Source organism: Shewanella sp. Koi 1, from assembly GCF_052907445.1.
This window is the reverse complement of sequence record NZ_JBREJM010000001.1, coordinates 158698-178379: the sequence shown is the minus strand read 5'-3', so window position 1 is coordinate 178379 and position 19682 is coordinate 158698. Positions and strand designations below refer to the sequence as shown.

17 protein-coding genes, 1 tRNA gene and 1 pseudogene are annotated in these 19682 nt (G+C 51.4%); 7 read left to right on the top strand and 12 right to left on the bottom strand.

Features of this window, described 5'->3' with window-relative positions; translation table 11 throughout:
- The first annotated feature begins 53 nt into the window (after nucleotides 1–53).
- The gene (locus ACUZ8J_RS00840) at nucleotides 54–614 is read left to right on the top strand and encodes a lysophospholipid acyltransferase family protein (RefSeq protein ID WP_446692815.1); all 561 of its coding nucleotides are present in this window, start codon (nucleotides 54–56) and stop codon (nucleotides 612–614) included.
- 25 nt (nucleotides 615–639) lie between these two features.
- Nucleotides 640–1263 (top strand): LysE family translocator, encoded by a 624-nt coding sequence (locus tag ACUZ8J_RS00835; RefSeq protein WP_446692814.1) that lies wholly within the window; start codon nucleotides 640–642, stop codon nucleotides 1261–1263.
- Here the strand turns inward: ACUZ8J_RS00835 and ACUZ8J_RS00830 are convergent.
- Both ACUZ8J_RS00830 and ACUZ8J_RS00825 read right to left on the bottom strand, forming a co-directional pair.
- Nucleotides 1260–2528 carry a mechanosensitive ion channel family protein gene (locus ACUZ8J_RS00830; RefSeq protein ID WP_011620950.1) on the bottom strand — a complete coding sequence of 423 codons (1269 nt, stop codon included), beginning with the start codon at nucleotides 2526–2528 and terminating at the stop codon, nucleotides 1260–1262. The two genes, ACUZ8J_RS00835 and ACUZ8J_RS00830, sit on opposite strands and share 4 nt — an antisense overlap.
- 232 nt (nucleotides 2529–2760) lie before the next feature.
- Nucleotides 2761–3144 (bottom strand): DUF1090 domain-containing protein, encoded by a 384-nt coding sequence (locus tag ACUZ8J_RS00825; RefSeq protein WP_446692813.1) that lies wholly within the window; start codon nucleotides 3142–3144, stop codon nucleotides 2761–2763.
- A 192-nt stretch (nucleotides 3145–3336) separates the two neighbouring features.
- Here ACUZ8J_RS00825 and ACUZ8J_RS00820 point away from each other — a divergent pair, with 192 nt between their 5' ends.
- A complete protein-coding gene (locus tag ACUZ8J_RS00820; RefSeq protein WP_446692812.1) occupies nucleotides 3337–3957 on the top strand; it encodes a DUF3157 family protein in 621 nt (206 codons plus the stop codon).
- 123 nt (nucleotides 3958–4080) lie between these two features.
- Nucleotides 4081–5070 carry a DUF481 domain-containing protein gene (locus tag ACUZ8J_RS00815; RefSeq protein ID WP_446692811.1) on the top strand — a complete coding sequence of 330 codons (990 nt, stop codon included), beginning with the start codon at nucleotides 4081–4083 and terminating at the stop codon, nucleotides 5068–5070.
- A 2-nt stretch (nucleotides 5071–5072) separates the two neighbouring features.
- Here the strand turns inward: ACUZ8J_RS00815 and ACUZ8J_RS00810 are convergent, their stop codons facing one another.
- Nucleotides 5073–5669 (bottom strand): MliC family protein, encoded by a 597-nt coding sequence (locus ACUZ8J_RS00810; RefSeq protein WP_446694890.1) that lies wholly within the window; start codon nucleotides 5667–5669, stop codon nucleotides 5073–5075.
- A 354-nt stretch (nucleotides 5670–6023) separates the two neighbouring features.
- Here ACUZ8J_RS00810 and ACUZ8J_RS00805 point away from each other — a divergent pair, with 354 nt between their 5' ends.
- Together ACUZ8J_RS00805 and ACUZ8J_RS00800 are read left to right on the top strand one after the other, a co-directional pair.
- Nucleotides 6024–6638, top strand: a complete 615-nt coding sequence (locus ACUZ8J_RS00805; protein WP_446692810.1) for a hypothetical protein — start codon at nucleotides 6024–6026, stop codon at nucleotides 6636–6638.
- A gap of 116 nt (nucleotides 6639–6754) precedes the next feature.
- Nucleotides 6755–8098 carry a M48 family metallopeptidase gene (locus ACUZ8J_RS00800; RefSeq protein ID WP_446692809.1) on the top strand — a complete coding sequence of 448 codons (1344 nt, stop codon included), beginning with the start codon at nucleotides 6755–6757 and terminating at the stop codon, nucleotides 8096–8098.
- A gap of 61 nt (nucleotides 8099–8159) precedes the next feature.
- On the opposite strand, the gene yedF is transcribed toward ACUZ8J_RS00800, so the two are convergent.
- The 3 genes from yedF to fdhD all read right to left on the bottom strand — a co-directional run bounded on the left by yedF (nucleotide 8160) and on the right by fdhD (nucleotide 10569).
- The gene (yedF, locus tag ACUZ8J_RS00795) at nucleotides 8160–8393 is read right to left on the bottom strand and encodes a sulfurtransferase-like selenium metabolism protein YedF (RefSeq protein WP_011070517.1); all 234 of its coding nucleotides are present in this window, start codon (nucleotides 8391–8393) and stop codon (nucleotides 8160–8162) included.
- A complete protein-coding gene (gene yedE, locus ACUZ8J_RS00790) occupies nucleotides 8393–9607 on the bottom strand; it encodes a selenium metabolism membrane protein YedE/FdhT (RefSeq protein WP_446692808.1) in 1215 nt (404 codons plus the stop codon). Before yedE ends, yedF begins: the two co-directional genes overlap by 1 nt.
- A gap of 125 nt (nucleotides 9608–9732) precedes the next feature.
- Nucleotides 9733–10569 carry a formate dehydrogenase accessory sulfurtransferase FdhD gene (gene fdhD / locus ACUZ8J_RS00785; RefSeq protein WP_011624738.1) on the bottom strand — a complete coding sequence of 279 codons (837 nt, stop codon included), beginning with the start codon at nucleotides 10567–10569 and terminating at the stop codon, nucleotides 9733–9735.
- 141 nt (nucleotides 10570–10710) lie between these two features.
- On the opposite strand from fdhD, the gene ACUZ8J_RS00780 reads away from it, so the two are divergent.
- A tRNA-Sec gene (locus tag ACUZ8J_RS00780) sits at nucleotides 10711–10805 on the top strand.
- Nucleotides 10806–10898: 93 nt separating this feature from the next.
- Here ACUZ8J_RS00780 and selB read toward each other — a convergent pair.
- The 6 genes and pseudogenes from selB to fdnG form a co-directional block, all read right to left on the bottom strand.
- A pseudogene (selB, locus tag ACUZ8J_RS00775) lies at nucleotides 10899–12692 on the bottom strand (selenocysteine-specific translation elongation factor); the annotation flags it as partial.
- A gap of 2 nt (nucleotides 12693–12694) precedes the next feature.
- Nucleotides 12695–14116, bottom strand: coding sequence for an L-seryl-tRNA(Sec) selenium transferase (selA, locus tag ACUZ8J_RS00770; RefSeq protein ID WP_446692807.1), 1422 nt, complete (start codon nucleotides 14114–14116; stop codon nucleotides 12695–12697).
- 57 nt (nucleotides 14117–14173) lie between these two features.
- The gene (gene fdhE / locus ACUZ8J_RS00765) at nucleotides 14174–15082 is read right to left on the bottom strand and encodes a formate dehydrogenase accessory protein FdhE (protein ID WP_011620939.1); all 909 of its coding nucleotides are present in this window, start codon (nucleotides 15080–15082) and stop codon (nucleotides 14174–14176) included.
- A complete protein-coding gene (locus tag ACUZ8J_RS00760) occupies nucleotides 15082–15723 on the bottom strand; it encodes a formate dehydrogenase subunit gamma (RefSeq protein ID WP_011620938.1) in 642 nt (213 codons plus the stop codon). Before ACUZ8J_RS00760 ends, fdhE begins: the two co-directional genes overlap by 1 nt.
- On the bottom strand, nucleotides 15720–16634 hold the full coding sequence (gene fdxH / locus ACUZ8J_RS00755) for a formate dehydrogenase subunit beta (protein ID WP_011624734.1): 915 nt from the start codon (nucleotides 16632–16634) through the stop codon (nucleotides 15720–15722). Before fdxH ends, ACUZ8J_RS00760 begins: the two co-directional genes overlap by 4 nt.
- A 2-nt stretch (nucleotides 16635–16636) precedes the next feature.
- The gene (gene fdnG / locus ACUZ8J_RS00750; protein WP_157037019.1) at nucleotides 16637–19651 is read right to left on the bottom strand and encodes a formate dehydrogenase-N subunit alpha; all 3015 of its coding nucleotides are present in this window, start codon (nucleotides 19649–19651) and stop codon (nucleotides 16637–16639) included.
- Nucleotides 19652–19682: the final 31 nt, after the last annotated feature.

The window sequence follows — 19682 nt, the reverse complement described above, 5'->3', positions numbered from 1 at the left end:
TAATTAAAAAAAGCTGATGATATTATTCATTTTTCGACTCTGAGCACCAAATTATGTTTACACATTTATGCCGCTGGCTACTTAAGATTTCAGGCTGGCAAATCCAAGGGCAGTTACCCTCTCAGGCCAAATACATTGTGATTGTTGCGCCACACACCAGTAACTGGGATTTTATCATCGGCGTACTCGCCCGCGGCGCCTTAAACACCCGTATACACTTCCTCGGTAAGCATCAGTTGTTTATTCCGCCTTGGGGTTGGTTCTTCCGCGCTATCGGTGGCAGCCCAGTAGATAGGCGCAAAAACAATAATTTAGTCGATGCTGCCGTGCAGCTATTTGCCACCCAGCCCGACTATAAACTCGCGCTCGCTCCCGAAGGTACTCGCAGCCCAGTGACCCGCTGGAAATACGGCTTCTACCATATCGCCTCCAAGGCGCAGGTACCCATAGTGCCTGTGGGCTTAGACTTTGCCCGTAAGGCCGTGGTGATCCAACCGCCACTGCAACCAAAAGCAATAGAGCAAGATATGGCGGAAATCCTCCGTTTTTACCGCAGTATTAAAGGGCGTCATCCCAAAACGATCCCCGACTATATGCCAGACAACAGACGTTAATGCTTGAGGAATTACGGAGTAAAACATGCAGACCGAGACTTGGTTACTCTATCTTTTTGCGATTGTGTTGATTGGGATTTCCCCTGGGCCTATCGCCATGTTGTCTATGTCCCACGGCATTCATTTCGGTAAAAAACGCAGCATAGCCACAGGGCTTGGCAGTGTCAGCGCCGCGCTGGTGCTGATGGCGGCTTCGGCGGCAGGATTGGGCGCCATTATCAGCGCCTCGGAATACGGTTTTAGCTTGCTCAAATGGTGCGGCGCCGCCTATCTGGTGTTTTTGGGCATTAAACTCGTGCTTACCAAGTCGCAGGGGCAAAAGCTGGAAGTGACGAAAACAGAAGGAAAAGGGACTGCTAAACAACTCTATAAACAGGCATTTTTAGTGGGGATCTGCAATCCTAAAGACTTACTGTTTTTTGCGGCGTTATTTCCACAATTTATCGATTTAACCGCCCCACAAATGCCGCAACTGACGATTCTTGCGCTTACCTGGGCGCTGGTCGATTTTAGCTTTGTGATGCTGTATGCCTCTATGGCCAATGTGCTGGCCCCGAGCCTAAAGGCCAGCAACAAACTGCATTGGTTTGACCGTACCAGCGGCGGCGTGTTTCTCACCCTCGCCGCCATCTTAGTCAGTCGGGATTAGCCCTCGACTTTCACCGATTTTAGACTGCGGATATCGTTGCCCGTCGGCGCTTGGAAGGCCTGTAAACCAAATTCGGGCAACACGGCAAAGATATGGTCGAAGATATCCGCTTGTATCGCCTCATAAAAAGCCCAACGCGTGTCATTGGTAAAGATATAAATCTCAATCGGCAAACCTTCGGTCGTTGGAGCCAGTTGGCGCACCATCAGGGTCATATCTTTGTGCACTTTATCATGGCGTTGCAGGTACTCCTGCAAATATGCGCGGAAGGTGCCAACGTTGGTCAGATGGCGGCCATTGACCTTCATATCCAGATCCGACACTTTGGCATTCGACTCTTGGATCTCGCTGATTTTGGCGGGGAAATACTCTTTCAAGCAATTGATTTTACTGAGTCGACTACGCTCTTCCTCGGTTAAAAACTTAATGCTGTTGATATCGATATTGACCGCACGCTTGATACGGCGACCGCCCGATTCCGACATACCACGCCAGTTACGAAACGCATCCGACACTAAGGCATAGGCGGGGATCATAGTGATGGTCTTGTCCCAGTTACGCACTTTGACCGTAGTTAAGGACACTTCCTCCACCGCGCCGTCGGCGCCGTACTTGTCCATCTGGATCCAGTCGCCTTTGCTGACCATACGGTTAGCCGCCAACTGAATCCCCGCCACGAAGCCTAAAATGGTGTCGCGGAACACTAACATCACGAAACCCGTTGCCACACCTAAACCGCTGAGGAAGTACACGGGTGATTGATCCGCCAGTACAGAAATCGACACGATCAGACCGACAAAGAACAGGAACAGTTTAATCAGCTGCACAAAGCTTTTTACCGGCAAGCGGCGGCTGACCAAATTGACATCGGAAATCTCATTAACCGCATCGAGCCCAGCGTAAATGGCGCGGATCATCAGGATCACCAACCAAATACTCAATAGACGGTCGACCAAACTGCTGAGTACGGGATGCTCGGTTAAGGTAATAGGCACCAGTAGGTTTAGCACGATAGCAGGCACTAACATTGCCAGCTTTTCCAGCACCCGGTAACGCATAAATACGTCGTCCCAAGTTGCCTTGGAGCGCAGGATAACCATGTTGACCGCACGGATCACCCCGCGGCGCATAATAAAATAGGCGATGGCCGCCACCAGCACACAGGCAAGCAGCATAATGCTGGTCGATATGCCGTCGGATGGTTGGCTGTCGATCCCGATACTCGATAACCAGTTCGAGATTTGAAGGCGAATTTCTTGATCCACAATCTACTCCTAGAAAAACGGCTGGGTTATCTGCCCAGGTCAGCCATGCCAAGATAAGGGCTCAAGGTTGCGAGCACATGACGTGCGACTGCGGCATACCCGCAACAAATATTTCACAACCATATATTTTTAAAACGATTTTAGCATCCGAGACCCAGTGCTCAAAGGGCGTATCTATGTAAAATACCGCATGAGTCGACAATGGTTCCCTTTCGGCTCGGTTTTACCGCCGTTATTGCTCCAATTCGGCCTCGGCTTGATGCAGCTCAGCCTGCGCCTCTGCGACCTTTTGGCGTTTTTTGCTGATCTTCTCCATAGACTGGCCACTAGCGATGGCTTCGCTGAGTTCATTTTGGCGCTCGACTAATTTAGCCTGTTTGGCCTCGACCTTAGCTAAACGCTCGGCGTATAGGGAGTCATCCTCACAATCGGCGACAACCGCCTCCAGTGCTGTTGTTAATCCATTGACCTTGTTTTGATTTCCCGCCGCTTTAGCCTCGGCAAGCTGCGCCTCAATCGCCGCTAGTTTAGCTCCACAGCCCTTGGGCGCATCCTCCTGCGCGGTGGCAATTCCGCTACACAATAATGCGATTAAACATCCATATCGACAAAACATGGCAATCTCCTTTAGCGGACTGAAATACTGCTCTTGGGTTGATAGTGCCACAGCCAACAAGCACAAGCTGTATTGTCGGGATTTAAAATCGATTTTATTGGTACAAATGCGACTTAGACAGTGACTTAATGGCAGTAAATTGTTTATGTTAGGGCAAAATATTGACTCAGACGGATATCGGAGCCAGAAACCATGCCCAGTACATTTCGCCTCAGCGCGCTCAGCTCATTATTGTTGCTCTCTTCATCTGTGATGGCGGCCGATGTGGCGACCATCACCCTAGAGAATGGCGCTCAAGTCAGATTAAAAGATGACTTCACTTGGGAATATATCATCACAGAGACTAAAGTCGCCGAAGCGCCTGCGGTAGCCACAGTTGCCGCCGCGCCCAGCGTCGCAGCCGTAGCTTCCACTCCAGTGGCCGTTGAAGCAGCCAAACCTGTCACCACGCTAACGGCGAACGCCATTGCGCGCCCAGAGCTCTTAGGCTCTACCGCTAAAGATGGCATTAAAGTCACCTTCAGTGAAAGTCAATGGAAGGGCGATAAACTCGGCCTGACCTTCGAGCTTGCCAGCACCAGCGGTGAACATGTGACCTTAGTTGAAGTGGAAACCAGTTTCTTTGCCGACGATGGCACCCTGCTCAAAACCGAGAAGCTCGACGTCTGGGAAGCGATTTTCCGCATGCCAGAAACTTACCTACGCAAAGGTGAGCAGCGTAAGAGTCCGGTCATTTGGGTTGAAGGTGTCGATAAAAGCCGTTGGCAAAAACAACTGCTCAACCTCAAAATCACTGAGATTAATTCACGCTAATGAACGATACGAGTAAGGAATTGAGCATGAGTTTCAATTCCTTGCCATCTCACTCGGCTGCGGTGTGCAGGATAAGCTAGACTCTCCACCATGCCTTAATTTCCCATGTGAGCCAGATGCAAGATGCCCAAACGCGACCTCAATCTCAGCCTTGCCCTCTTGTTCTGTGCCCTGAGCCATCCGGCGATTGCCGATACTGTGTTTCTTACCAATGGCGATAAAATCACAGGTGAAATTAAAGCCCTAGACGAACAGAATCTGGTGATTAAACCTAGCTACGCCCCTAAAATCACTATCGAACGCAGCGCGATTCGCAGCTTTGAAACCCGTGAGTCACAGCACTGGAGTATCAACCGCTCGATAGAGGAAGTCACGATTCAAGCCTCTGACTTAGAGAGCTTTGTGATAGTCAATCAACGGCAAATCCCCATCAGTGAATTAATCTATTCCGAGACCTTAAACGAGTCAGAATGGCGCTACAGCGGCAGTGCCGAGGCGGCGATAGATGTCACAGATAACAGCAAAAATTCTCAAAAGCTACATGCCAAGGGCGATGTAACCGCCGAAACCTTAAAGTGGCGCCATAATTTAAAGAGTGAAGTCCGCTACGAGACCGAAGAAAAAACCACCAAACGTAATACCCTCGAAGCCCATTACAGCGTCGACTACTTGATCAGTGACCATTGGTTAGTACGTCAGGAGGATTACTTTAGGGAGGAGAACCTCGAACTCGATATTCGCAGTTACTATGCGGCCATAGGTCCCGGTTATCGTTTCTGGGGGGTCAACCGCGACAAGCTCGACTTTGTGCTTACTTACAACCATTTCTGGCTAGATTATCAAGTATTTACCTATGAGCTAAACGCTTGGGCGGCAACCATCAACTACAAGCAATATTGGTTCGACGGGGTGTTAGAAACCTATGCGGATCTGCAAATCGCCTTCCCCGATATTCCCACCATTGAATATATTTCGGACTCCACATTTGGGCTTAAATATCTGCTGACACAGCAGATTTACCTCTCATTCAAATACGACATCAATGAGACTAAATCGACTGTGCAGCATTCGCGGGATATCTCCTACACCCTAGGTCTTGGAGTCAACTTCTAGGCTTATTGGGGCTTAACTACGCAGGTCATCTCGGGCGCTTCGTATCCCCAAACGATTTTGGCTTCGCCATGGTGTTCCCATAGACTCTCATTGCGGCCCTGATACTTAGCACCGCTGCCACTGGGCTGAACAAACATCAAGGACGTTTGATCGCCACGCTCGGCAATTAACGTGGCAGGCTCAGTCTTAAAGTAACTGACCACCACCTCATTGGCGGGGTTGCCATCGCAGGCATAAAACACCGGGCCTGTCATTTCCACCAAACGATACTGCGCCTGTAACTCAGCAATCCGCGTCTGGTAAGTCGATTCAACACAGGCGCGTTTATCTTCGCTCTTCCAACACTCATCACGCCCCTTCACCCAACCACGCTGCATGGCTTTGAGGGTGGGCGGTTGTTCGTTTTGGGCTTTTTCCGTGGCCTTGGTATACACCTCGGCAAGCTGTTGATCGAGCTTAATTAAGCCCTCATCCTGACACACCATCTCCTCCATACTGCCGGCGCGCACTTTGCTGCAATCAAAGGACGGTTTTTCTGCAGCCATCGCAGGCGTGCCTAGCGTCATGGCGAAAAGTCCCGCCACTGCAGCGGTTTGCATATTGATTATCTTAGTCAATTTCATTGTTTCATTCCCTTTATCTAGACCCCGAGCGATCTCTTGTCCATAGCTAACCCTATCTCGGCTTAACCTAAGCAGACTTAAGCAAAATACCCCTCAATGGCAGCTCTACATTTCATAAACCCGAATAAGTGTAGTGCAGCCACAGGCGTTATCCCAAGAGTGTCCACTCAACGGACAATCGCGCGGACACATTAACAGCCAAAGTGCGGACACTTTAGGTTTATCAAGCGGACACAGATTTTATTTAATTGATAAATAAAGAATATTTAGTTGGCACATATTCTGCCTAGTCAGTGGGTCATCACACTTATCCCTATACAAGGAAGCATTATGAACACTCACACCAAAATATTCGGCGGTTTATTAATCCTCGCACTTATCCCCTGTGGGATTTGGGCAGCACAGCAGGCAAGCACCCAATCATCGACCGACACCCAAATCTCGATCAATAGCCGTAATTATCCCGATTTTTCGTGGATTTATGTGCGTCAAGATGGCGAACTCACTATCGGCGCGGGTGAGAGCCAAGATTGGAACAAACTCAAACGCCAAGGCAATGCGCATCAAACGGACTATCTGTGGGTTAAGACTGGTGGAAACCGCTATGTGATTACCGATCCGGCTCTCGTTAATCAGGTGAAAGAGGCTGTACGCCCAATGCAAATCCAAGGCGAGAAGATGCAGCGTCTGGGTGAACAAATGCAGGTTAAGGGCGATGCCATCAGCGCCGAAACCAGCAAACTCGTCGCCAATATCGCCTCCGGGGAAAAAGATGCTGAGGTTAACGCGCAAATTGAAAGCCTAAGCGCATCGATGGATGTGATGGGTAAAGAGATGGAACAACTCGGCGAAGAACACCAAGCGTTAGTCGATGTGGCCGAGAAGCAGGTTTACGAACTAGCGCAAAACGCGATAAAAAATGGCACCGCCGTATTAGCACCTTAAGCCATTTTTAGCACTTAAGAGTAAATTATCGGTTATTCCAGTTATAGAGATTGAATTTCCTAGTGAAATTGACTATTTTCACGCCGCTTTGTTATTTCACTAGGAAAAGGATCAACATGGAACAAGCGATTAGTACAGGGAACGACAACCCCATTCAAATGGCCGATACCGTCTATTCGAAAGAAAAGTCACTGTTTACAATTTTAGCGATTATTTCGGGACTGATTTGGGCCGTGCTGATCTTAGCCACCAAAGGTCTCGCCCTGATTTATGTGCTGATGTTTTTCATCATTTATCTGTTCACCCACTCAGCGTTTATCAGCTATTTAAAGGGCACTGCGGTTGAGATCAGCCCTGAGCAGTTTCCCGACTTACACAAGCAATACCTCGCCTGTTGTGAGCGTTTAGAGGTGAAAGAACCGCCCCGCGCCTACCTGTTAGCCGCCGATGGCATGCTAAATGCCCTCGCCACCCGCTTCCTGCGCCGTAACTACATAGTGCTGTTCTCCTCGATTGTGGATGCACTTGAGTCCGATAAAGACGCCCTTAACTTCTATATCGGCCATGAGCTGGGCCATATTCGCCGTAACCATATTGGTAAAGAGCCATTGTTAGTGTTCGCTACTTGGCTGCCGTTAGTGGGCGCCGCCTACGCCCGCGCCTGCGAGTACACCTGCGATTTACACGGCTTGCGTTGCTGCAATAGCTTACGTTCGGCCACCAATGCGGTTGCCGTATTAGCCGCTGGGGTTGAGCAGTGGAAACGGATGAATGTGGATCAATATATTCGCCAAACCCAAGAGTCGAGCGGATTTTGGATGTCCTTCCATGAGCTGAACAGCAGCTATCCATGGCTGACAAAACGTATGGCAAGAGTACAAGCGACCGCGCAAGGTAAAGTGTATTCAGCGCCTTCTCGCAGTGTATTTGCCTACCTATTTAGCCTGTTTATGCCACGTATGGGTACGGCGGGCGGCGGGATTATCATCCTTGCCGCGATTATCGGTGTGGCCGCTGCGGTCGCGATTCCCGCTTATAAGGAATACCAAGAGAAAGCGGGCGCAGCCAGCATTAACTATGATGATGCCAACTACGCTACCAGTACTCCGCAAATGGACACAGAGCCCGCTAACGTGCCCGATGCCGCACAGGCAATCGAACATATAGACCAGTTACATCAATCATTAGCGCCGATTACCGGAGTGCTGACTCAGTACTACCAAAGCCATAAAGCCTGGCCGACCGAGATAGAGCCACTTGGCTTTACTGATGAGCAGCTAACCACCTTTAATCTCTATTCCGAGGGGATTGTTGGTTTTGTTGCCGGCGAAGCCTTAGGGGATTATCAAGGCTTTGATGTGTATTTATCACCCCAAGTCGACGAGCAAAATAACGTCACTTGGGTATGTAGCAGTAACGATATTCCCGACGAATATCTACCAGCCGATTGCCAAGGCTAAGATCAAAAAGCGCTGCCAATGCAGCGCTTTTTCTTTGCCGTGATGGCCTCGAATGGCTTAATTAACGCTGGATCAGATAACGAATCGTTGGCCCGTTTTGCTCAATTTCTAGCACTTTATAGCCATGATTCTTGGCATCGAGTGGAATGTTATTGATTGACTGCGGGCAGTCGCTGATGACTTCTAATATTTCCCCCGGTTTCAGCGTCGGCATGGCCTCAAGGGTCGCCACTGCGGGATAAGGGCAAGGCTCGCCCACCATATCGAGTTGATAATCTGGAATATATTGACTCATTACGCCGCCTCCGCGATCAGTTGTTCATCCCGCTTCGCCTTACGGGCAAAGAAACGTTTCTCCCACAGCAACATGGCCGCAAACGACAGCGCCAGCAGCAGATAAGTCAGCAATAAACCGCCCTTGTCGCCAAAACTAGAGAGCAGGTTAACCTTGTCCCAACTTGTGGCTAATGGCTGGGCTAAATCATCCCAGTAATAGGCCAGCAGGGTTGAACCCAACACGTTGCCTAAACCAACCCACCAGAAATGCACTTGGCCTTCGACGGCGCGATACATCCAACCCGTCTCACAACCACCAGCCAGTACAATGCCAAAGCCAAACAGCAGACCACCAATCACCGCATTCGGGCCAGCCCACATAATTTTGGGCGGCACACCTAACTGCACATAGCTATAAATCCCGATGGCACTCACCGCCATACCGAGAATAATCGCCTTGGCCATATGGGTGCGTCCGGTGATCCACATATCGCGAAATGCCGAGGTAAAGCAGATTTGCGCCCGCTCAATCAGCAGACCAAAACCCACGCCGCAGAGCATGGCGATACCCAGTTTAGGCGCATTGAACATAGTCAGTAATCCCCAGCCGATAATGGCCACAAACACTAACATGCCGATACGAAAACGCCGTCTGGCTTGGTTTTCATCCTGTTTAACCGACGTCGCCTTATCGACTTTCTTCAATTTCACTGGAATGCGAAACATAGGCAGTAGCGTAAAACGCGCGCCAAAGTAAGAACCCGCCGCCGTCGCGAGGGCAAAAAACCATGCGTGTAAGGAAAACTGTGGGATCCCGGTGAAGAAGGCCGCTAAGTTACAGCCCATCGCCAAACGCGCACCAAAGCCCGCAATAATGCCGCCGATTAACGCCTGAGCGATGCGGATACGGCTCTGTGGCATACGCAGTTTGACGTTATTCGCCCACAACGCCGCCGCAATACAACCACCAAACATGCCGATGATCATCATGCCGTCGATGCGGTCTAAGGGAGAGCCCTGCAAACCTATCACCTTGAAATAACCCCAAGTTTCAGGGTTCGCGCCTATAAGTTGCAATAAGTGCCCACCCCAGCGAGTAAATTCCCCCGTGACAGCCCAAAAAGTGCCTGTTAAGCCAAAATAGTAAGTAGAAAGGATACCGGCGGCGATAACCGCAGGCATTGGAGCCCAAAAACGAACCAAATATTGTTGTTTAAATTGTTGCCATGTCATGTCATTACCCTAATGAACGAGACTATAAAAAATAAGCGCAAAGCTTATACCTGTTGCCACACAAGCAAGGCACAATTCCTTAAAAAATAAGGCGCTAAAGAATCTTAATTGTGTGGCGACACGCTTTAGATGGCTTTCGCTAAACAGCCACGATTTATCCCCAACAGTCGATAACTATGGGTGTAGAGCGTGGCTCTGCCATTACGGCAAAAACCGATAAGCGTGATGTTGCTTTTCTCTGCTAATTCCAACGCCAGTGAAGTCACGGCGGACATAGCAAACAGAATTTGGATATTGGCACTGGCGGCCTTTTGCACCATTTCAAAACTGGCACGGCTGGTGAGCAACACGGCGACAGGTCGCTCTGCCTTACGCATTGAAAATCCACCGATTAATTTATCCAGTGCAATGTGCCGCCCTATGTCCTCAAAGGCGGCGATGATTTGTCCTTCCTCGTCTAAGCCCATGGCGGCGTGGGTTGCCCCCGTGAGCTTAAAGTGATGTTGATTCTCTTTGATCTGCTCAAGGGCGAGCTGCAGATGATCGATATTAAATCTGGCGTCCGAGTCGACGCGGATAACAGGTTTAACCGCCTCTTCTAGCTGCGCTACACCGCAAAGGCCACAGCCAGTGCGCCCCGCCATATTGCGCCGCTGCTGCTTGAGTTCCATAAAGCATCTTTGGGTGATCTCCACCTGAATGAGCACGCCTTCGGGGGTGAACTCCAGATCCACCCCTTTGATTTCATTCACATGGGAAACAATCCGCTCCGACAAGGTAAAGCCAATGGCGAACTCTTCGAGATTTTCTGGGCTGGCGAGCATCACAGTGTGGGCGATGCCGTTATACACCAGTGCCACTCGCACCTCGTTAGCCACATAATCGGTTAACTCGGAGGCCTGTCCCTGCTCTAAAAGGGTCACCTTTCTTTCAGTAACCACGGCGTGTGAATGATATTCCATAGCGACCCTCTAAACTCATTAATTCAAATAAAAACAATTGGTTTGCCAGTAAAGTTCGACTCAAGTCACAAAGCGACTAACGAAATACGAATACGCTTGATTCAGGTTTAAGCATTTTCTACTATCGGTCTGTCTTCGAATGGAAGAACGTCGTCTCCGGTGAGGCGTCCGGATTTCAAATCCGGGTAGGGCTGCCAGCAGTCCTGGGTAGGTTCGACTCCTATGTTCTTCCGCCAATTCTCATGGGAATAAAACAGTTCCCCATCCCGGATCTCCCGACTGTTACTGCGATATTTCCTACGGGTAAAACCACTGCGGTCAAAAAACTCCAATAGCTGAATACTGACCTTACGGCCTAGGCCAATCAGATCCTTAAACTCTGCGGTTTCGAGCTTGCCGTGGGTTTCCACATGCTCACGCACCAGATTGGCGTAGTGGCACAACTGCTCACTCAGCAAATATCTGTCCTTCACTACCGCGGTAATAAAGCCCTGTTGCACCAGTTGAAAACACAGCAACCTGAGTTTGGCAGGCTCGAGTTCGAGATATTCCCCCATCTCAGTCACCCACACGGGCGAGGTTTGCAGCGCCAACCAAGGGGCCAAGCGTTGCCAGCACTGCTGCGCCTCGCTATCGAGGACAATCCTGTGGTCCGCCAACTGCAGCAAGGCGCCGCGCAGCACCATCTGTCCGTCTTGGCAGAGGCTATCGAGCACCTTATTGGCCAGCTCGTTGGGTAATATGCTGTGGCTCATGCGTTGTAGACGATTACGCCCCAGCCCTAATTGGTCGGGATGCTGTTGGTGATACTCACGTAACAACTCGATAAACTGCTGTTTTTCTTGTTCGAGTAGCTGGGTAGATAGCCCATAGGCGCCGAGGCGAGTCAGCCCCGCCTGCGCCAGCATGGCTGCGAGCCCTTCATCTGTTAGCTGCCAGCGCCAACGGATTTCATCAATACTGAGCGCCTCACTCTGGCCGAGTAACGCCAGCACATTCACCGGATTGGAGAGCTTGGCCAGCTGTTGTAACTTGCTGACACGCTCCGGTGTGCGCTTCTTACGATTGGGGACTTTTAATGCCAGCACCCGCCCCGCGCCCAGGGTTTGCTTGCCGCCAATGTGCCTGAGCACTATCGGATCGTCCTGACACAGCAGCAACGGCTTATCGAGCACAATTTCGGCCAGATAACGCCCCTGCTCATCGGCTTCATCGAGTAGCGACACTCGACCCAGGGTATGGTCGGCGCCGTGGTGACAATGCACATTTTGCCAATGGCTTAAGGGTTCAAAACTGCGAATTTGTACTACGGGTCTGGCGCACAGCTCCGCCTGAGGCAGGCTGCTTAACCAGTCACCGCGGGCTGGCGCCCTGTGGTTATCGACACCAGTAAGATTCAACGCGACCCGAGTGCCACTGAGTGCTCGATGGACTTCCATCCCTTGGCAGTGAATGCCGCGCACCCGTAATTTCGCTTTTTGCCCAGAGCTGTAGAGGCTATCGCCGACACACACACTGCCGCTAATCACAGTGCCCGTGACCACACAGCCGGCGCCTTTAACGCTAAAGGCGCGATCGAGCGTCATCCTAAAGCTGCTGGCATCTTCCGCTTGGGTCGATTGCTGCTCGGCGATCTCTAAAATATGTTGTTTAAGGGTGTCTACCCCTGTATCGCCTGCATCATTCGCGCAAACCTCAAATACGCCTCTGGCCTCGATCCCGTATTCGGCAAGCAGCGCGATTCCCTCTAGGGTCAACTTGGCGGCGGTTTGGTCATCGACCAAATCCCGCTTGGTCAACACTAAGGTCAAACTGTTTAGCGGTAAAAGCGCGAGGATTTGCAGATGCTCGCGGGTTTGCGGCATCACGCCGTCGTCACAGGCCAACACCAGCAGCGCGTGGCGCACATGGCTCACGCCCACCAGCATGTTATTGATGAATTTTTCATGGCCGGGCACATCGATAAAGGCTAAGCGAGTACCATCTCGCAGAGGCATAAAGGCGTAGCCGAGATCGATAGTCATGCCACGGCGTTTTTCTTCGGGGAGCCTGTCGGTGTTCATACCCGTCAAGGCACGGATCAGCGTGCTCTTGCCGTGGTCGACGTGGCCCGCGGTGACCATAATCATAGCTGCACACCTAAGGTGCTGAGTTCGGCTAACAATTCGGCCTCATCATCGATACCGCGCAAGTCGAGGCGAAGTTGATCTTGGGTCATACGGCCAATCACAGGCCGCTGCGCCTGCTTAAAATGCTGCTCGAGCAGCGTTAGACTGCCACCCTCTTGCGCGTTAAAGCACAGGGCGATTGAGGGTAAAAAGGTATCGGGCTGCGAGCCGCTACCGACTTGAGTTTGGCACTCCACTAATTCGATGCCATAGCTCGGGGCAAACAGCGGTGCCAAGGCGCGCTGCAGACGCTCACCGATGTGGCGCAACTCAGCTTGGCTGCGGGCAAACTTAGCCATAATCGGCAGTTCCCGATCCAAGGTTTCGGGGTTCAAATAATGGATCAGCGTCGCCTCGAGCGCCGCGAGAATCAGCTTATCGCAACGCAATGCACGCTTGAGCGGATGACTTTGAAGCTTATTAATTAGCGCCTGTTTACCGACAATCAAACCCGATTGCGGGCCGCCGAGGAGTTTATCGCCGGAAAAGCTGACCAGATCGACCCCATCCGCCAACATGGCTTGGGGCGTCGGCTCTTGTTTAAGGCCAAAACGGCGTAAGTCGGTAAGTGAACCACTGCCAAGATCCGAAATCAGCGCGACCCCACGCTCGCGGCAGAGTTGGCCTAATCTGGCCTCATCCACCGAAGCGGTAAAGCCACTGATATGGTAGTTGCTGGTGTGCACCTTCATGATGGCGGCGGTATTTTCGGTGATCGCCTGCTCATAGTCCTTGAGGTGAGTACGATTAGTGCTGCCGACCTCCACTAAGGTACAGCCCGCTTGGCGCATAATGTCAGGAATACGAAAGGCGCCGCCGATTTCCACCAGCTCGCCGCGGGAGACGATCACTTCTTTACCCGCCGCGACCGCCGACAACATCAGCAGCACAGCGGCGGCGTTGTTATTCACCACGCAGCAGGCCTCAGCCCCAGTTAGGCGCTGGATTAACCCACTAATGGCATTATCCCGATGGCCGCGCTCACCCGCTGCCAACTCAAATTCCAGCGGCGTGGGGTAACGCATCACAGAGGTCACGGCACGAATGGCCGCCTCAGACTGCTGGGCGCGGCCAAGATTGGTATGCAGGATAGTTCCCGTGAGGTTCCACACGGGTTTTAGACTATGGCTATAGTCCTTAGACAATTGATCAACCAAATATCCGTTCAATAACGCCGGGTTAGCACACCAAGCGGGTAAACGTCGCTCCTGAGCAATCAGCTCGCGCGCCGTGCGTAACTGGCTATCCAGCGCCGCTTTTACCGCCGCTTTACCATAGCTTTGCAGCAGGGGCGCCAATATCGCATCGGCGAGCAGACTGTCCATCGACGGCAGCGCGCGGTACAGGGCTTGGGGTGTATCGGGTACTTGGGTCATCATTTGTATCATCTTGATAAATATAAGGGGAAGGACTCGGTGAGCCCTTCCCGACTTTGGTTATTGCTCAGTTTCGTGGGCCAGTAGCAATGGATTGACCGTTGTCGCTCCAAAGCCCTTGGCATTTAGCTCACTGTCTAGCATCAGGGTCGCTAAGTCGTCGGCCGCCACATCCATCAGCGGTGACTTTTCGACAAACAGCATCTTGGTGTAACCATGGCATTCGTCGCAGCTCTCGATGCGCACCTGCGCCTTAGCATCATCAAATGACCAGAGCGTCGTCCCTTTATCCTGACCACAGCTAGTGCAGTGGGCGCGAATGTAATGCCATTCGCTCTCGCACAAACTGCAATGCAGATAACGCAGACCCGCTCGCGGCTGGTCGACGATCACGCTCGCCACAGGATGACACCCGCAAATCGGGCATAGGTTCTGCTGCACGACTTTGCGTTGGTCAATCCGTTTTATCACCATAGGTGCCCAATGGGACCAGTAGACCCCCATCGCCGCCCAGATAAACAAACTAAATCGCGCAGGCACTTCACTCATATGTCCCTGACGCAATGCACTGCCCCAGGAGGTGAGTTGTTCAGGAGATTGCTGCATCAATAAACGCAGCACTCTCGCCATATCCTCATCCACCTGCGGCAGCAGATCGCTTAACAGTTGTTGTAGCAGTCCTTGCCAATAGCTATCTGCCTCTGAACCCAAGTGGGAAAGCGGAATCGCTTCATCTTTCCCCCAAGCGAGAAGCTGACCGAAGTCAGCCTCCGCCGCCAATCTGGCCTGAATCGCAACCACACGGCGGCATAGCTCAAAGTAGTCGGCCAGCGGCGAGTCCTTGGCCAACGACAACAAACGCTGCGCCCGTCTGTGATACACAGTTTTAGGGTCCACCGCCTTTAAGGGTTTAAGCTCCAGCGGCGATTCGCTGCCGGGGACCATAGGTATCTCGGCTGTATGACTCATTAATGTTTCTCCACGTCCGAATGTTCATCCAACATCAGTGGATGATGTTTACGGCACCAAGCCTTAGAGACCTTGCCGTAAAGCATGCCTGTGATAGAACCTTCCACCCAGGTCGCCATCCAAAAGTGCACCATCACAAACATCAGCATGATCAAGGCACAAATGGCGTGCAGCACGATCGCCCAGCCCACCACAGTGGCCGAGAAGTAAGGTGCAAAGTAGGGTTGCCACATGATGAATCCCGTCACGGTTAAGGTAATGGAAGTCAGCACAAAGGCACGGAACAGCACTTTTTGGCCAGGGTTGTAATGGCCGATAGGCGGGATTTTGTCCTCGTTCTCGAACATCACGTCCTTGATGGCGAGCATCCAAGCCAGATCGTGTTTTTCCCATTTGTTGTGGTGGTAATAACGCACCAACATCAACATCAGCGGTAAACACATCATCAGGCCAGCAATTGGGTGAATAAACTTCGCCAATTGCGGTGTGCCCGCTATCGCGCCCAACCATTGGAAGGAGGGATAGAAGAAGGAAAAGCCCGTCAGAAAGGTGACTAGCCCCACGGCCACAATGAACCAATGACAGATGCGGTCGAACAGTTTGTGACGCACTACCATTTCTTGCTTATTATGCTTGCTCATTTCTTGGCCTCCTCTTCCGCTTGCGCCTTGTCCTCTGGCGGCTGATAGCCGGGTTGGTCCTCTTCCACTATGTTGCGACCGACGGTGATCTTATGCAGGCAGGCCACAGCCGCCGTTGCAAGCAGTCCGACAGTACCCAGTGGTTTCACCCAGTCCTGCCACAGGGTGACAGACAATGGGATTTGCGGATCCTTTGGCATTTCGTAGGTTTCAGGCTGAGTGACATCGTGCAATATCATCAGCATGCCTGTGCCACCCACGCCCTCAGGGTTGTAGAGTCCCGCCTTGGCAAAACCACGTTCTTTCAGCTCGTTAACACGCTTTTCTGAGTAGAACAGCATGTCTTCGCGCGTGCCAAAACGCAGCGCACCCGTGGTACAGGACTTCACGCAGGAAGGCTCCAGCCCAACAGCCAAGCGGTCAGAGCACATAGTGCACTTGTAGGCTTTGTTGTCGACGGCGCTGATCTTCGGGATATCGAATGGACAGGCACTGGCACAATAACCACAGCCAATACATTTGTCCGAATCGAAATCCACAGTGCCATTGGCATGTTGAACAATCGCGCCAGAGGTAGAACAGGCCTTTAAGCAGGCGGGATCCGCACAGTGCATACAAGCACTGTGGGTAAACTGCCAACGTAATTTGCCTTGGTCTTCGATCTCGTTGTACTTCATCAGGGTCCAGCACTCTGGGGACAGAGATGCTGGGTTTTGATAAGTCCCTTGGAACGAACCCACCTCTTCACGCAGGTCATTCCATTCGGAACAAGCGACCTGACAGGCTTTACAACCATTACACTTAGTCGCGTCAAACAGCTTCGCAATTTGCTTCACGCCACCGACTCTCGCCTGTGCAGGCGGAGTCGCTTGCGAAGTGCCGGAACGTTGAATGATATCTTGAGTCGCCATTATCAGACCTCCGCCTTTTCAACATTCACGAGGAACGCTTTGTACTCAGGCACACCCGTGTTGGCATCACCCATCTCAGTGGTAAGGACGTTACAGCTATAGGCCTTACGTGTTAGCGCGTTATGGCTGCCGTGACGTGGAATACCGAGTGTGTGTACCGTTTGACCATTGACCTGCAATGGGCGCATACGCTTAGTCACTAAGGCTTTGGTGAGAATGTGGCCACGTTTCGAGCTCACTTTCACCCAATCGCCATTCTTAATGCCTTTTTCTGCCGCCAATTGCTCATTCATTTCCACAAAGGTCTCTGGCATGGCAATCGCCGCTAAACGGCAATGTGTCGTCCAGAAGTTAAAGTGTTCTGTGAGTGAGTAAGTGGTACAGGCGTAGGGGTATTCCTCTTTAGTGCCGATAGTGTCTTTCACCCCTTCGAACCAACGCAGCACAGGGCTGTGCACCACATTCGGATGCAGTGGGTTGGTGCCGATGGGCGATTCGACAGGCTCGTAATGCTCTGGGAACGGTCCTTCTTTAAGCAGTTTGAGCGCGAAGAAACGACCTACGCCTTCAGCCTGCATAATGAAAGGATGCGCACTTTCCTGTGGATTCAACTTGGCATTGAAGTCGGGCACGTCTATCCCTTCCCACTTGCCGTCTTTCCACTCGACAATCTTACGGTGCTCATCCCAAGGTTTACCGTTCACATCACAAGAGGCACGGTTGTAGAGGACGCGGCGGTTAAGCGGCCATGCGAAAGCCCAGCCCGGCGTAATACCTTTACCCGATGGGTCATGGTTATCGCGGCGAGCCATTTGGTTACCGGCTTCGGTCCAAGATCCCGCGTAAATCCAACAGGCACTCGCGGTACTGCCATCGGCCTTCAGTTCAGCGAAGCTGCTGATCTGACGCTTAGTCGCAACATCGTAACCATTCAACTCTTTCGTCAGTTCGATAGAGCTTGGGTTGTGCGGATCGATATAGTTCCAGTTAATCGCTTCAATGGGTTCAGGCAGTTTGCCGCCCTCTTCGCGATAGAGGTGTTTTAGCTCCTGCAGCAGACCAGAGACAATCTCAGAGTCCGACATCGCTTCGCCTGGAGGATTAGCGCCTTTATAGTGCCATTGCATCCAGCGGCCAGAGTTAACAATCGAACCTTCTTCCTCTGCGAACACGGTCGCAGGTAGGCGGAAGACTTCGGTTTGAATACTGGCGGTATCGACCTCGTTAAAACCGGGTTCGTTTTGCCAGAAGGTGGCGGTTTCAGATGACAAGTTATCAAGCACGACTAAGTACTTAAGGTTACTCAGCGCCTTGATGTTCTTGTTACGGTTAGGCATAGAGTTAATGGCGTTAACCCCTTGCACGATGCAACCGTTCACTTTGCCACGGTACATCATGTCCAGATGCTTACCGAAGTCATACATCTGATCCCACTTAGGTAACCACTGATAACCGAACTCGTTTTCAGGCGTCGCGTTTTCACCCCAGAAGGCTTTAAGCAGGGACACATAAAACTTCGGATAGTTTTGCCAGTAGTTGGTTTGGCCTGGGCGCAATGGCTTAGGCGTATTCGCCGCCAAGTGAGCCGCTAAGGTTGGTTCTTTATCGTTTGGCAGTTTAAGGTAACCGGGTAAACTTTGAGCCAGTAGCCCCATGTCGGTTGAACCTTGAACGTTGGCGTGACCACGCAATGCGTTAACACCACCGCCTAACTGACCAATGTTGCCCAGTAATAACTGGATCATCGCCATAGAACGGATGTTCTGCGCACCTTTACTATGGTGGGTCCAGCCCAGCGCATACATAAAGGTTGCCACACGATCTTTAGTATGAGTGCTCGCAATGGCGTCACATACCACTTGGTAGTCCGCTGTTGGCGTACCAGTGATATTACTTACCGTTGCAAAATCATAACGTTCTACGTGTTGTTTGAGTAAGTTCCACACACAACGCGGGTGCTCAAGTGTTTCATCCACTTTGGCATAGCCGTCTTCGTCGAGTTGGTAGAACCAGGATTCTTTGTTGTACTCGCCTTTTGCTTCATCAAAGCCTGAGAATAGGCCGTCATGGAAGTCAAAATCATCCCGCACCAGATAACTGGCGTTGGTATAGGCTTTCACATAATCGAAGTTAACTTGATTGGTCGAAATCAAATAGCGAATCACACCCAGAAGGAATGCTATGTCAGTTCCTGAGCGGATTGGGGCATAGTGATCTGCCAATGACGCACTGCGGTTGAAACGTGGGTCAACCACAATCAACTTAGCATTGTTATGCTGCATAGCTTCTGTAACCCAGCCGAATCCGACAGGGTGAGCTTCTGCGGCATTACCGCCCATAATAATCACTACGTTAGAATTTTTAATATCGATCCAGTGGTTGGTCATGGCACCGCGCCCAAATGTTGGAGCAAGACTTGCTACCGTTGGGGAGTGTCAGTTACGTGCAATAGTATCGATAGCCACTAGGCCTAAAGCGCGCGCAAATTTTTGTGTCGCTAAGCCACTTTCATTGGCCATACCGGATGAGGTCATCATCCCTGTGGTTAACCAACGGTTAACCGTTACGCCATCGGCGTTTTTCTCAATCAGGTTCGCATCACGGTCATCTTTCATTAAACGAGCAATACGTTTAAAGGCATCATGCCAGCTGATCCGTTCCCACTTATTGCTGCCGGGGGCGCGATATTCTGGGTACTGTAAGCGGTGTGGACTGTTAACATAATCCACAAGGCCCGCACCCTTAGAGCACAATGCACCTCGGTTTACTGGATGATCGGCATCACCCTCGATATGGAAAATAGCATGCTCAGAGTTTTTGCCCCCACTGCCTTGGCTGTACATCAGCAGGCCACAACCGACCGAGCAATACGGACAGTTGTTACGGGTTTCTTTGGCTCCGATCAGCTTAAACTCTCGCACTGCTGCATAGGCCTTTTCGGACATCAATCCCAGCGCTGAAATCGCTGAGGTTGCCGCTCCGGCCGCACACAGTTTAAAAAACTGGCGTCTGTTCATAGCGTTCTCTCACACTTTTGTCGTTATGAGT

Bases quoted from the DNA above. Each gene is read 5' to 3' on its own strand.
- ACUZ8J_RS00815 (WP_446692811.1), top strand. From the start codon at position 4,081: ATGCCCAAACGCGACCTCAATCTCAGCCTTGCCCTCTTGTTCTGTGCC.
- ACUZ8J_RS00760 (WP_011620938.1), bottom strand. From the start codon at position 15,723: ATGAGCAAGCATAATAAGCAAGAAATGGTAGTGCGTCACAAACTGTTC.
- fdxH (WP_011624734.1), bottom strand. From the start codon at position 16,634: ATGGCGACTCAAGATATCATTCAACGTTCCGGCACTTCGCAAGCGACT.
- fdhE (WP_011620939.1), bottom strand. From the start codon at position 15,082: ATGAGTCATACAGCCGAGATACCTATGGTCCCCGGCAGCGAATCGCCG.
- ACUZ8J_RS00800 (WP_446692809.1), top strand. From the start codon at position 6,755: ATGGAACAAGCGATTAGTACAGGGAACGACAACCCCATTCAAATGGCC.
- ACUZ8J_RS00835 (WP_446692814.1), top strand. From the start codon at position 640: ATGCAGACCGAGACTTGGTTACTCTATCTTTTTGCGATTGTGTTGATT.
- selA (WP_446692807.1), bottom strand. From the start codon at position 14,116: ATGATGACCCAAGTACCCGATACACCCCAAGCCCTGTACCGCGCGCTG.
- yedE (WP_446692808.1), bottom strand. From the start codon at position 9,607: ATGACATGGCAACAATTTAAACAACAATATTTGGTTCGTTTTTGGGCT.
- fdhD (WP_011624738.1), bottom strand. From the start codon at position 10,569: ATGGAATATCATTCACACGCCGTGGTTACTGAAAGAAAGGTGACCCTT.
- ACUZ8J_RS00805 (WP_446692810.1), top strand. From the start codon at position 6,024: ATGAACACTCACACCAAAATATTCGGCGGTTTATTAATCCTCGCACTT.
- ACUZ8J_RS00810 (WP_446694890.1), bottom strand. From the start codon at position 5,669: ATGCAAACCGCTGCAGTGGCGGGACTTTTCGCCATGACGCTAGGCACG.
- ACUZ8J_RS00820 (WP_446692812.1), top strand. From the start codon at position 3,337: ATGCCCAGTACATTTCGCCTCAGCGCGCTCAGCTCATTATTGTTGCTC.
- ACUZ8J_RS00825 (WP_446692813.1), bottom strand. From the start codon at position 3,144: ATGTTTTGTCGATATGGATGTTTAATCGCATTATTGTGTAGCGGAATT.
- ACUZ8J_RS00840 (WP_446692815.1), top strand. From the start codon at position 54: ATGTTTACACATTTATGCCGCTGGCTACTTAAGATTTCAGGCTGGCAA.
- yedF (WP_011070517.1), bottom strand. From the start codon at position 8,393: ATGAGTCAATATATTCCAGATTATCAACTCGATATGGTGGGCGAGCCT.